At 71.1% G+C, this 11,254-nt stretch carries 12 protein-coding genes; 6 read left to right on the top strand and 6 right to left on the bottom strand.

Annotated features, from left to right (window positions below; genetic code table 11):
* Positions 1-18 precede the first annotated feature (18 nt).
* Positions 19-591, bottom strand: coding sequence for a dihydrofolate reductase family protein (locus tag ACWCP2_RS29325; protein ID WP_450911577.1), 573 nt, complete (start codon positions 589-591; stop codon positions 19-21).
* Between the two features lie 137 nt (positions 592-728).
* Between ACWCP2_RS29325 and ACWCP2_RS29320 the strand changes: the two genes are divergently transcribed.
* The 3 genes from ACWCP2_RS29320 to ACWCP2_RS29310 all read left to right on the top strand — a co-directional run bounded on the left by ACWCP2_RS29320 (position 729) and on the right by ACWCP2_RS29310 (position 2,152).
* Complete coding sequence (locus tag ACWCP2_RS29320) at positions 729-1,139, top strand: VOC family protein (protein ID WP_450911576.1); 411 nt, start codon at positions 729-731, stop codon at positions 1,137-1,139.
* Between the two features lie 113 nt (positions 1,140-1,252).
* Complete coding sequence (locus tag ACWCP2_RS29315) at positions 1,253-1,666, top strand: VOC family protein (protein ID WP_450911575.1); 414 nt, start codon at positions 1,253-1,255, stop codon at positions 1,664-1,666.
* 51 nt (positions 1,667-1,717) lie between these two features.
* Entirely contained in the window at positions 1,718-2,152 is a 435-nt protein-coding gene (locus tag ACWCP2_RS29310; RefSeq protein ID WP_450911574.1) for a YdeI/OmpD-associated family protein, read from the top strand.
* Positions 2,153-2,242: 90 nt separating this feature from the next.
* Here ACWCP2_RS29310 and ACWCP2_RS29305 read toward each other — a convergent pair whose 3' ends face one another.
* The 5 genes from ACWCP2_RS29305 to gap form a co-directional block, all read right to left on the bottom strand.
* Positions 2,243-2,653: a hypothetical protein gene (locus tag ACWCP2_RS29305; RefSeq protein ID WP_450911573.1), complete on the bottom strand. Its 411-nt coding sequence runs from the start codon at positions 2,651-2,653 to the stop codon at positions 2,243-2,245.
* The gene (locus tag ACWCP2_RS29300) at positions 2,647-3,222 is read right to left on the bottom strand and encodes a replication/maintenance protein RepL (RefSeq protein ID WP_450911572.1); all 576 of its coding nucleotides are present in this window, start codon (positions 3,220-3,222) and stop codon (positions 2,647-2,649) included. Before ACWCP2_RS29300 ends, ACWCP2_RS29305 begins: the two co-directional genes overlap by 7 nt.
* An 868-nt stretch (positions 3,223-4,090) precedes the next feature.
* Positions 4,091-5,173, bottom strand: a complete 1,083-nt coding sequence (gene hisC, locus ACWCP2_RS29295) for a histidinol-phosphate transaminase (RefSeq protein ID WP_450911571.1) — start codon at positions 5,171-5,173, stop codon at positions 4,091-4,093.
* A gap of 159 nt (positions 5,174-5,332) precedes the next feature.
* Positions 5,333-6,247 (bottom strand): pyridoxamine 5'-phosphate oxidase family protein, encoded by a 915-nt coding sequence (locus ACWCP2_RS29290; RefSeq protein ID WP_450911570.1) that lies wholly within the window; start codon positions 6,245-6,247, stop codon positions 5,333-5,335.
* Between the two features lie 81 nt (positions 6,248-6,328).
* Positions 6,329-7,336 carry a type I glyceraldehyde-3-phosphate dehydrogenase gene (gap, locus tag ACWCP2_RS29285; protein ID WP_450911569.1) on the bottom strand — a complete coding sequence of 336 codons (1,008 nt, stop codon included), beginning with the start codon at positions 7,334-7,336 and terminating at the stop codon, positions 6,329-6,331.
* Between the two features lie 266 nt (positions 7,337-7,602).
* Between gap and ACWCP2_RS29280 the strand changes: the two genes are divergently transcribed.
* The 3 genes from ACWCP2_RS29280 (at position 7,603) to ACWCP2_RS29270 (ending at position 11,146) form a co-directional block, all read left to right on the top strand.
* Complete coding sequence (locus tag ACWCP2_RS29280) at positions 7,603-8,571, top strand: helix-turn-helix domain-containing protein (protein WP_450911568.1); 969 nt, start codon at positions 7,603-7,605, stop codon at positions 8,569-8,571.
* A gap of 92 nt (positions 8,572-8,663) precedes the next feature.
* Entirely contained in the window at positions 8,664-9,494 is an 831-nt protein-coding gene (locus tag ACWCP2_RS29275; RefSeq protein ID WP_450911567.1) for a class I SAM-dependent methyltransferase, read from the top strand.
* Complete coding sequence (locus ACWCP2_RS29270; protein WP_450911566.1) at positions 9,491-11,146, top strand: AMP-binding protein; 1,656 nt, start codon at positions 9,491-9,493, stop codon at positions 11,144-11,146. The genes ACWCP2_RS29275 and ACWCP2_RS29270 overlap by 4 nt, the downstream gene beginning before the upstream one ends.
* The last annotated feature ends 108 nt before the right edge of the window (positions 11,147-11,254 follow it).

Here is an 11,254-nt window from a genome sequence, read left to right as displayed (position 1 = left end):
GGTCCGGGGCCGTGCGGGTCAGCGGACGACGTCGAAGACGTTCAGCTGCAGGCCGTTGGCGTAGGCCGCGTGCTCGACGAGCTTCAGCTTCTGCGCGTCCTTGTCCGCGGCGCTGAAGAGGCGCTTGCCCGCACCGAGCAGCAGCGGGAAGACGAGCAGGTGGTAACGGTCGATCAGGCCGGCGTCGGAGAGCGCACGGTTCAGGGTGGCACTGCCGTGCACGATGATCGGGCCGCCCTCGGTCTCCTTCAGCGCGGCGACCTCGTCGAGCGAGCGCAGGATCGTCGTGTCGCCCCAGTCCGGCACCAGGGCGTCCTCGGCGAGGGTGGTGGAGACGACGTACTTCGGCATCACCTTGTAGTCGGCGAACTCCTCCATCGCGGGCCACACCGGGCTGAACGCCTCGTAGCTGGTGCGGCCCAGCAGCATCGCGGAGGCCTCCTTCTGCTCCCGGCCCTTGATCTCGAACGCCTCGGGCAGGAACTCCGCGTGCTTGAAGGTCCAGCCCGAGTTCCGGTAGCCGGGCTCGCCGCCGGGGGCCTCCACGACGCCGTCCAGGGAGATGAGGGCGGAGCTGATCAGGGTGCGCATCGCGGGTCCTCGGTATCTCGTGGCGGGCCCTCGGGCGGCGCGCCTTGCACCATCTAAGACCGCGGCCCGCCGGGAAACTCATCGGCCCCCGCGAAACTTTTCGTGGTGCGGGGCAGGACACCCCCTAGCCTCTCGGCATGGACATCACCATTCACACGACGTCCCTTCCGCACGAGGACCCCGACGCGTCGCTCGCCTTCTACCGGGACGTACTCGGCTTCGAGGTCCGCAGCGATGCCGGGCGGGGCAGGATGCGCTGGATCACGGTCGGGCCGCCCGGTCAGCCGGGCACGTCGATCCTCCTGACGCCGGCCGCCTCCGATCCCGGCATCACCGAGGGCGAGCGCCGCACGATCACCGAGATGATGGCCAAGGGCACCTACGGCTGGATCCTGCTGGCCACCCCGGACCTCGACGCCGCGTTCGAGAAGGCGCGGGCCGGGGACGCCGAGGTCGTCCAGGAGCCGACCGAGCAGCCGTACGGGGTCCGCGACTGCGCGTTCCGCGACCCCGCGGGGAACCTGGTCCGCATCCAGCAGCTGCGCTGAGCAGCTCTGTGAACCGGTCAGGAATCGAGAAGCGCCGGCCCCGCCCCAGGCCCTAGCGTGATGGTCACGGCAAGCGCAACCGCCGCATCCGTTCACAGCGCGAGGAGCAGGACATGAAGGCGCACGTCAGCTCGATCCTTCTTGGTGTCCGGGACATGGACCGGGCCAAGCAGTTCTACACCGAGGGGCTCGGCTGGAAAGTCCAGAGCGACTTCGGCATCTCGGTGTTCTTCGCGTCGGACGGCGCCTCGCCGGTCGGCTTCTACAGCCGCGAGGGCCTGGCCGGACAGGTGGGCACGGACCACGAGGGCAGCGGTTTCAGCGGGCTGGTCCTGACCTACGTCGTCCGCAGCGAGACGCGGGTCGACGAGATCATGGCGGAGGCCGTGAAGGCCGGTGCCACGGTCCTCAAGCCCGCCGGCGCCCTGCCGTGGGGCGGCTACGGCGGCACCTTCGCCGACCCGGAGGGCTACATCTGGAGCCTCGGCTACAGCGACCAGGGAACCGACCAGCCCTACGCGGAGTAGCCGCGGCCCGCCCCGGACGGCCTTGACCAGCAGGACGAACAGGAGAAGCGCATGAAGTTCCGGTCCCACGTCGAGCCGCCCGAGCCCATGCGGGGCCTCGAAGTCCCGCCCGAGGTGGTGGCAGCGCTCGGCGGGGGCGCGCGGCCGCCGGTGACGATCACGGTCAACGGGCATTCCTGGCGGAGCCGGCTCGCCCTGCTGCGCGGCCGCCACCTGATCGGCCTCAGCCACGCCAACCGGCAGGCCGCGGGCGTCGAGATCGGCGAGGAGGTCGAGGTGGAACTGGAACTCGACACCGAGCCGCGCGTCGTGGCCGAGCCCGAGGACTTCGCCCGGGCCCTGGACGAGGACCCGGCCGCCCGGGCCGCGTACGACCACCTCATGGACAGCCGCAAGCGCGAGCACGTGCGCGCCATCGAGAGCGCGAAGAAGCCCGACACTCGCCTGCGGCGCATCGAGAAGGCCATCGCCACCCTGCGCGGCTGAGGGCCGTACGGCTGACGGCCGTGCGGCTGTAGCTCGGCTACTTCCGGTCGGCGGCGAAGTTCAACAGTGACCCGAAGGAGCGGCCGGGGGCTACGCGCCGCTGACAGCGCGGAGTTCTCGGTGCTGCCTCCTGGGGGGCGCGGTTTCGTAGCGGGGAGCCGACGGTTCGCCGAGGGTGCCGTTCGCGATGCTGCGGGCTGCTTCCCGTACCGCGGTCGCGAGGGCTTCTACGGTCTCGTAGCCCGCGATGTAGGGATGCAGGATGTAGGTGCGGTAGCTGTGCTCCGGGCGCAGAACGAGGTGCCGGCCGACCAGTGAGGCCATCGCGGTCGAAGCGGCGTTCTTGCCGAGGCCCACACGAGCCGCGAGCTCCTGCTGGGACATCCGGACCTCGCCACCGGGCTCCTGGAGATCGATCAGCGCGCTCAGAAGGTCTTGGGCGCCGCGGGAGAGCTCCAGCCTGTGGAGCATTCCGTGACCGAAGGTCGCCTGGATCAGCATGCCTCCCCCTCCTGGTCCTGACCGAGTGCCAACTGCGCGCCTCGTGGGGCGGGCGGAGCGTTGAGCAGGGGAAACGCGTTCTCCGGCGTCCCTTGCCGCAGCTTAGCCAGGATCTCCCGCTGACGGTCACCGTTGCCCATGAAGCCGATCAGGGGATTCACGAAGAGGACACCGGGACGGATCTTCTGGATCATGTGCCACTCCTCCAGGCGGCTGACGGCCCGGGTGACGTTGGCCCGCTCGACCCCCAGTCGTTCGGCGATCAGCTTGTGCGTCGCCTTGACCCAGCCCTCCTTCTGCTTGCCGATGCACCAGACCAGGACGGCGGACTGGATGGGCGACATGCCGTGTTGGGCGATGAGGACGGCGAGGACGTCGCTGAGGAACTCGTTGCTGACGGCGCTGAAGCCGGCCGTCCCGTACATCTCGTGAGGGGCACGCTGGGTCACCCGGACACTGACGTCCACCTGCTGGACCGGTCGGCCCCGCGGTGGCGTCCTCTCGATGAGCTCCGCGAACCTCTCGGTCAGCGTCTCCCTGAACTCCTCGCCGGTGGCGGAGACAGGCATGAGGGAAAGCTGCGAGCCGGACGCTCGGCGGATGGGCTGGGGGCGTGCCATGTGCGTGGGTTCCGTCCTCACGTACGGGGGAAGTCGTCACGCAGCCTAGTGGTTTGTCCCAGTGCACTGGGACAAAATCTTCCAGCCGATATGACTTTCGAGTGTCGGCACCGACACGCTTCCCGTACGCATTGTGGGCGCACCCCTCGCTGACCAGGGCATTCGCGCATTTCTCCCACTCGAATGGGAGAAAATTTCGTCGAGTGTGCTGCCCACTGACACATCTTCGTCTTCCGATGTGTCAGCCCTGACACATCGGCTTTGGCGAACTCGCAGGTCAGAGCACGGTTTTCGGAACCGCCCTCTTTTCCATAAGACAGCTGATGCCGGTGGGCACCTTGCGGACTCCACGGGTGGGCTGCGCCCTGCGCTGCGCTCCGGTGCTCGCTTCTTCGCTCCGGTCGGCCTTCCGGTGGCGGGCCGAGTGGGGTTGCGCGGGAGGCAAGCGGCACAGTGGCTGATGCCGTCTGTGGTGCGGAGTAGCACCCGTACGCCGGATGCGGGGTGCGGGCCGCACTGGGCGCACCTTCTGTGGCTGAGCTCGACACGTGCCCACGCTGGTCAACGTCCAGCTGCACAAGGAAAGGGACAGGCCGTGTCTTCCTCCGCATCGCCGAAGTGCTCCGCGTTCGCCGCCTGAACGGCCTGGCGGGAGATGTCGACGCCGAACCGCACACAGACCGTGGCTCGACGAGGTGGACAGAGTCGGCCCGGTCCGGTCTTCCGCCTGACCCCGACGATCGGGGCGGGGCGGGACCGGCCGGCTGCCGGGCTGAGGGTCATCGGCAGCTGAGCCTGTTGCTGTCGGCCGGCCTTGTCACTGCTCCCAGTGGGACGCCGTTTTCAGGAGGCGGTCGTTGGCGTCCGGGGAGCCGATGGTGATGCGGACGCCCTCGTCGCCGAAGGGGCGGACCATCAGGCCGGCCGCCTCGCAGGCGTCCGCGAAGTAGGAGGTGCGGGAGCCCAGGCGCAGCCAGACGAAGTTGGCGTGGCTGTCGGGGACTTCGTAGCCCTCCGCGCGCAGCGCGGCGCTGACGCGGTCGCGTTCCGCGACCAGGTCGGCCACGCGCTCGCGGAGTTCCTCCGTGGCGCGCAGCGAGGCCAGGGCGGCGGCCTGGGCGGGGCCGCTCACGCCGAGGGGGACGGAGCAGGCGCGCAGGGCGGCCGTGACCCGGGGGTGGGCCACGGCGTAGCCGACGCGGAGCGCGGCCAGTCCGTAGGCCTTGGAGAAGGTGCGCAGGACGGCGACGTTGGGGCGGTCCCGGTAGAGGTCGATGCCGTCGGGGACGTCCTCGGCGGGGTCGACGAACTCGCGGTAGGCCTCGTCGATGACGACCAGGACGTCGGAGGGGACGCGGTCGAGGAAGCGTTCCAGTTCGGCGCGGCGCACGGCGGTGCCGGTGGGGTTGTTCGGGTTGCAGACGAAGATCAGGCGGGTGCGGTCGGTGACCGCGTCGGCCAGGGCGTCCAGGTCGTGGGTCTCGTCGCGCAGCGGGACCTGGACGGAGGTGGCCCCGGCGGCCCAGGCCAGCAGCGGGTACGCCTCGAACGAGCGCCAGGCGAAGACGACCTCGTCGCCCGGGCCGGCGGCGGCGGCGACCAGGTGCTGCGTGATGCCGACCGAGCCGGTGCCCAGCACCAGGTGGTCGGCGGGCACGTCCAGGCGCGCGGAGAGTTCCGCGATGAGCTCGGCCGCGCCGGGGTCGGGGTAGCGGTTGAGCCGGCCCAGCCAGGTCTCGACCGCGGCGATCACGGAGGGGAGCGGCGGGTAGGGGTTCTCGTTCGAGGAGAGCTTGTCGACGAACTCGTCGCGGGCCGCGCGTCCCGGCACGTACGCGGGGAGCGTCGAGACGTCGGCGCGCAGCCGGGGGAGGGTCGTGTCCGGACCGGCATCGGGCATGGCGCAATCCTTACGTGTGGAGGCCTGGGAACGGGGAGGGTGCCGGGAGGGTGCCGGGCCGGGGGTACAACACCGTCCGGCCGCGCCGACGGGGGAGGCGGCACGGCCGGACGGTGACCAGGGGACCGGGGGAGGGGGACGGCGCGGGGCTGCGGGGGTTCAGCCCCGGGCCGGTGCCGGCGGGTTGTAGGGCGAGGGACCGCCGAACGCCCAGCGCAGCCGGGTCGCCCCGTCGATCTGCACCACACGCTCGATGTCGAACTCGCACATCCGCAGGGCTCCGGGCACGTCCGCCCGGTCCCCCTCGGCCCAGTTGATCCGGGCCTTGCCCGTGAGTTGCAGGGTGTGGCCGGACTCCCAGTCCAGGAAGAGCAGTCCGCAGTTCTCGTTGAGCTGCAGATTGCCCAAGGTCATGTAGAAGGAATTGCCGAAGTAGTCGGGCCATACGAGCCTGCGCGGTCCCGCCACCGTGACGAAACCGGGGTCGCCGCCCCGGTGCGAGGAGTCCGCGCCGTAGCCGTCGGCCTGACTGGCGATGAAGAAGGTGTCCGCCCCGGTGATCCACTTCTCCTGCTCGGGCGTCAGCGCGTCGCCGTCGCGGGTCTCCCGGTCCGCCGAGGCGGGCCCGTCCGCGACCGGGACCCGTACCTGGAGGTACTTGGGGCAGTTGCCCAGCACCTGCTCGGTACGGATGTGCAGCTGGTCCCCTTCGCGCCGCGCCACGCCGTTGATCCGGATCCGGGTCGTCGTGTGCGGTTCGAGGGCGAGCAGCCCGATGTCGGCCGTCTCCGCGAAGGCTTCGGCCAGCGGATCGCCCGGGACGGGCAGGGAGGAGAGCGTGATCGTGCGCCGGCTCGTGGGCAGGGCGAAGCCGGGGTCGCCCGTGACCAGCGAGGACCACATGGCGCCCGTGGCGTCGGCGCCGCCCAGGAAGAGCATGCGCTGGCGCATCAGGTACTGGTCGAAGCCGGGCTGGATCACGTCGTCGAACATCGGCGAGCCCCAGCCGGGACCGCCTTCGCCGGCCTGCTTCTGGACGGCCTGTTCACCCTCGTGATGGGGGGTCTTGATCACGGGAATCGGGAACCTCCGGTCGGGACGGGCGCCGCGGCCGACGGGGTCGCCGTCGGCGGGCGCCCGTCTACGGGGCGCCGGTCAGCGGGCGCCGATCAGCAGGGCGGTGTCCACGACACGGTTGGAGAAGCCCCACTCGTTGTCGTACCAGCCGACGATCTTGACCTGGCGGCCGTCGCCGATCACCTTGGTCAGGCCCGAGTCGAAGATGCACGACGCGGGGTCGGTGACGATGTCGCTGGAGACGATCGGCTCGTCGGTGTAGGTGAGGATGCCCGCGAGGGGCCCTTCGGCGGCCTTCGCGAAGATCTCGTTGACCTCCTCGACCGTGGTCGCGCGGCCGACGCGGACGGTGAGGTCGGTGGCCGAGCCCGTCGGGATCGGCACGCGCAGCGCGTACCCGTCGAGCTTGCCCTTGAGCTGGGGGAGGACCAGGCCGATCGCCTTGGCGGCGCCGGTGGTGGTCGGCACGGTGTTCGTCGCCGCCGAGCGGGCGCGGCGCAGGTCGCTGTGCGGACCGTCCTGGAGGTTCTGGTCCGCGGTGTAGGCGTGGACCGTGGTCATCAGGCCGTGCTCGATGCCGAGCGCGTCGTCGATGACCTTGGCCAGCGGGGCCAGGCAGTTGGTGGTGCACGAGGCGTTGGAGACGATGTCGTGCACGGCCGGGTCGTAGAGGTCGTCGTTGATGCCGAAGGCGATCGTCAGGTCCTCGTTCTTCGAGGGCGCGCTGATGATGACCTTGCGGGCACCGGCCTCCAGATGGGCGCGTGCCTTGTGCGCGTCGGTGAACACGCCGGTGGACTCGATGACCACGTCCACCTCCAGCTCGCCCCACGGGAGCTTGGCGGGGTCGCGCTCGGCGGTCACGCGGATGGTGCGCCCGTCGATGACGAGGTTGCCCTCGACCGCGCGGACGTCGTGGCCGAGCTTGCCGAGCGTGCTGTCGTACTTGAGCAGGTGGGCCAGCGTCGCGGCGTCGGTGAGGTCGTTGACGGCGACCACCTCCAGGCCGGTGCCCCGCTGAAGGGCGGCGCGGAAGAAGCTGCGGCCGATGCGGCCGAATCCGTTGATGCCGACCTTGATCGTCACGTGATACCCCTCGTTCGGAAACTACATCCATGACCGCACGTGAAGCCGCGTTGTCCGGCCAGTCCTCGTCTTTAACTGTACCGGCTGACCTGCTCGCTGGCTTGCGTAAATGCGCCTGTTCATGGCCTGTTTACGCACGAAAGCGGAGGTGGGGCCTCGCGCATTGGAACATCTGATGCTAGTCGAGTACGTGCATGCAGGTATGTTTTTATGGGCCTGCCTGTCACGATGACACGACGCTTCCCGGAGCGAGGAGAACGATGGACATGCTGCCCCTTCGCGGGCCGAGCACATCCGTGCCGGACCGCAGTCCACCGCTCGCCGCGCCCGCCCCGCCCGCCGCGCCCACCGCGGGGACGACGGCGCGGGTCATCCGAGCACACGGCGAGTCCGTGTACGGGACCACCGTCCGCCGCGAGTTCGGAGACGTCACCATCTCCCTGGTCACCGGGGAGGCCCACGAGGCCGTCCGCCCCGGCCGCCACATCCGCCCCGACCCCGCCGAGTCCCTGCGGGTGTTCCGGGCGCTGGCCGGCGAGATCCACGTCCACCAGGACGGGCGCCGAGGCCAGGCGAGCGGCCCGCAGATCATCTGCTGCGACACCAGCCGGCCGTACCGCCTGCTCCTGCCGCGGCCGTTCCACCTGGTCGAGGTCCAGCTGCCGCACCGGCACCTGGGCATGTCGGCCGGGGACACCGCGAAGCTCACCGCCACCGGCTGGTGCGGGCGGATGGGCGCCGGCGCCCTGCTCTCCCAGCTCCTCGCCGGGCTCCACGACCACGGCACCGAGATCCACTCCGCCGTGGACCGGGTCGGCGCCACCGTGGCGGGCCTGACCGCGGCCGTCCTCGCCGACCGGCTGCGCCACGTCGCCGCCGAGGACGAGGTGGCCCGGCACGACCTGATGCTGGGCATCCAGGCGTACATCCGCGCACGGCTCTCCGACCCCGACCTCACCCCGCAGGCGGTCGCCGAGCACCACAACATCTCGCTGCGCTACCTCCAGCGGATCTTCCAGGAGCACGGGACCAGCCCCGCCCGGTGGATCCGCGACGAACGCCTCGCCCGCTGCCGGTCGGAGCTGCGCGACCCGCGGCTCGAACACCTGCCCGTCGGGGTGATCGGCGAACGCTCCGGCCTCTACCAGGCCTCGCACTTCAGCCGGCTCTTCCGCGACCGGTACGGGCTCACCCCGCGCGGCTACCGGACCATGCGCGAGGCCGTGCCCACGTAGGGGACGCGGTCCGGGCCGGGCACCGGCGACCGACGAGCACCGACGCGCACCGCCGAGCACCGACGACCGACGAGCACTGACATCCGAGGAGGATGACGGATTTGACCGGCACGAGCTTCGAATTCCCCGGTGAGTACTACGAGATCATGCGGAAGGACTTCCGCAACCTCGACGCCGAGACGGAGTTCCTCGCGTCCCTGCTCCCCGAGGCGGGCACCGTGCTCGACCTGGGCTGCGGCACCGGCTCCAACCTGCGCGCCCTGCGCGAGCGCGGCCACCGCGGCACCGGCGTCGACCAGAGCGCCGCGTTCCTGGAGTACGCCCGCGCCGCCGGGGACGAGGGCATCTCCTACGTGGAGGCCCGCGCCGAGGAGTACCGCACCGACGAGCGCTACGACCTCGTGTACAGCCTCTTCATGACGCTGAACTACCTGGACCGCGGCCGGCTCCCGGCCGTGCTGCGCTCCGTGCGCGAGCTGCTGAACCCCGGCGGGCAGGTCGTCCTGGAGTTCGGCCACCTGCTGAACTTCGTCGACTCCTTCCAGCCCCACAGCGTCGGCCACCACCGCCGCGACGGGGTCCTCATCACCCGCCTCGCCCGCCAGTTCATCAACGCGCACGCCGCGAACTGGCGCAACGAGGAGACCCTGCTGGTCCGCACCGCGGACGGCACGGTCGCCATGTACGACAACTTCTTCGACCAGGCCGTCCTGACCGGGCCCGAGGTGCGCGAACTGCTGGCCGCGGCGGGACTGACCATCACGGCCGAGTACGGCGGTTTCCGCAAGGAGCCCGCGCCCTTCCACGGCCGGGGCCCGCTCGTCATCGTGGCCACCGCGACCGCCGCCCCCGCCGCCACCGCGTCGGGCACCGCGTCCGACACCGCGTCCGACACCGCTCAGCAAGAGGAGAACCAGGCATGACCGGCACCGGCATATCGCTGCTCGACGGCGGGCCCGCCCCCGAAACCGGCGTCGCGCACCTCGGCGCCGCCCTCGTCCGCGCCGTCGCCGAGAGCGACGGCCGCGGCGTGACGTACATCCGTGCCGACGGCACCGAGGTCCACCGGAGCTACGCCGAGCTGCTCGACGACGCCTCGCGCGTCCTGGCCGGACTGCGCGCCGCCGGCGCCGTCGCGGGCGAGAAGATCATCCTGCAGTCCGACGACGACGCCGACCTCCTCGCCGGCTTCTGGGGCTGCGTCCTCGGCGGGTTCCTGCCGCTGCCCGTCAGCGCCGACGCGGTCAACGGCCCCGGCCTGCTGGAGCGCGTCTGGGCCGGCTACGGCCGCCCCCGCGTGCTGACCGGCACCGGCCAGGAGCTCGCGCCCGGCGTCACCGCCGACTCCGCCTGGACCACCGCCCACCTGGGCGACGTCGCGGGCCTGCGCGCCGCCCACGAGCCGGACCTCGCCTGGCACGAGCCGGACGCCGTGGACCCGGCCGTCCTGCTGCTCACCTCCGGCAGCACCGGCGTGCCCAAGGCCGTCAGCCTCACCCACCGCAACATCCTCACGCGCAGCGCCGCCACCTCCCGCGTGAACAAGCTCGACGCGAACACCCGCACCTTCAACTGGATGCCGCTGGACCACATCGGCGGACTGATCATGTTCCACGCGCGCGACGTCTTCCTCGGCGCCGCCCAGGTCCACGCCAAGATCCAGTGGGTCCTCGAGGACCCGCTGCGCTGGCTCGACGCCGTCTCCACCCACCGGGCCGACACCACCTGGGCGCCGAACTTCGCCTTCGTGCTCGTCAACGACCAGGCCGACCGCTTCGAGGGCCGCGGCTGGGACCTGAGCCCGCTGCGCTACATCATGAACGGCGGCGAGGCCGTCCGCTCCGGCGTCGTCCGCCGCTTCCTTGACCTGCTGGCCCCCTACGGGCTGCCCGCCACCGCGATGTTCCCCGGCTGGGGCATGTCCGAGACCACCGCCGGCGTGGCCGACTGCCAGTTCACCGAGGCCGCCGCCGGCGACGACCGCTACGTGCCCGTCGGCCGTCCGCAGCCCGGCACCCGCATCCGGGTCGTCGACGAGCACGGCGCCCTCGTGCCGTGGGGCGTCACCGGCCGCCTCCAGGTCACCGGTTCCACCATCACCGCCGGGTACTACGACAACCCCGTGCAGAACCGGCAGTCCTTCACGGACGACGGCTGGTTCAAGACCGGCGACCTGGCGTACGTGGAGAACGGCATCCTCACCGTCACCGGCCGCACCGACGACGTCATCCAGCTCGGGGAGATCGCCTACCACGGCCACGAGATCGAGGCCGCCGTGGAGGAACTCGACTTCATCGAGCCCTCGTACACCGTCGCCTCCCTCGTCACCGCCGAGCCCGGCGGTCCCGAGGAGCTCGCGGTCTTCTTCAGCCCGCGCTCCGGCAGCATCACCGGGGAGCAGGGGGAGCGGATCCGCGAGCGCGTCCGCGAGCGGCTGGGCGTCGACGTACCGCACCTGCTGCCCGTCGACCGGTCCGAGATCCCCAAGACCGGCATCGGCAAGCTCCGCCGCGCCCAGCTCCGCAAGAGCTTCGAGGACGGCCTGGCCTCCGTACCGGCCGGCACCGCGGCCTGACCGTACGGATGGTGCGGTCCCGGTGCGCGTGCCGGACCAGGCCGTCGAGGGCCCGCTCGAACTCCTCGACGTTCGTGGTGCGGGAGTTGATGACGGCGGCGACGAGTT

It is taken from the genome of Streptomyces sp. NPDC002104, assembly GCF_053593795.1.
Note: the sequence above shows the minus strand (reverse complement) of the source record. Positions and strands in the feature narration are given on the sequence as shown.

What these genes read in the sequence shown, in the direction of transcription:
- ACWCP2_RS29280 (WP_450911568.1), top strand. Translation starts at nt 7,603, where the DNA reads ATGCTGCCCCTTCGCGGGCCGAGCACATCCGTGCCGGACCGCAGTCCA.
- ACWCP2_RS29305 (WP_450911573.1), bottom strand. Translation starts at nt 2,653, where the DNA reads ATGCTGATCCAGGCGACCTTCGGTCACGGAATGCTCCACAGGCTGGAG.
- ACWCP2_RS29270 (WP_450911566.1), top strand. Translation starts at nt 9,491, where the DNA reads ATGACCGGCACCGGCATATCGCTGCTCGACGGCGGGCCCGCCCCCGAA.
- ACWCP2_RS29310 (WP_450911574.1), top strand. Translation starts at nt 1,718, where the DNA reads ATGAAGTTCCGGTCCCACGTCGAGCCGCCCGAGCCCATGCGGGGCCTC.
- ACWCP2_RS29320 (WP_450911576.1), top strand. Translation starts at nt 729, where the DNA reads ATGGACATCACCATTCACACGACGTCCCTTCCGCACGAGGACCCCGAC.
- hisC (WP_450911571.1), bottom strand. Translation starts at nt 5,173, where the DNA reads ATGCCCGATGCCGGTCCGGACACGACCCTCCCCCGGCTGCGCGCCGAC.
- ACWCP2_RS29325 (WP_450911577.1), bottom strand. Translation starts at nt 591, where the DNA reads ATGCGCACCCTGATCAGCTCCGCCCTCATCTCCCTGGACGGCGTCGTG.
- ACWCP2_RS29275 (WP_450911567.1), top strand. Translation starts at nt 8,664, where the DNA reads ATGACGGATTTGACCGGCACGAGCTTCGAATTCCCCGGTGAGTACTAC.
- ACWCP2_RS29300 (WP_450911572.1), bottom strand. Translation starts at nt 3,222, where the DNA reads ATGCCTGTCTCCGCCACCGGCGAGGAGTTCAGGGAGACGCTGACCGAG.
- ACWCP2_RS29315 (WP_450911575.1), top strand. Translation starts at nt 1,253, where the DNA reads ATGAAGGCGCACGTCAGCTCGATCCTTCTTGGTGTCCGGGACATGGAC.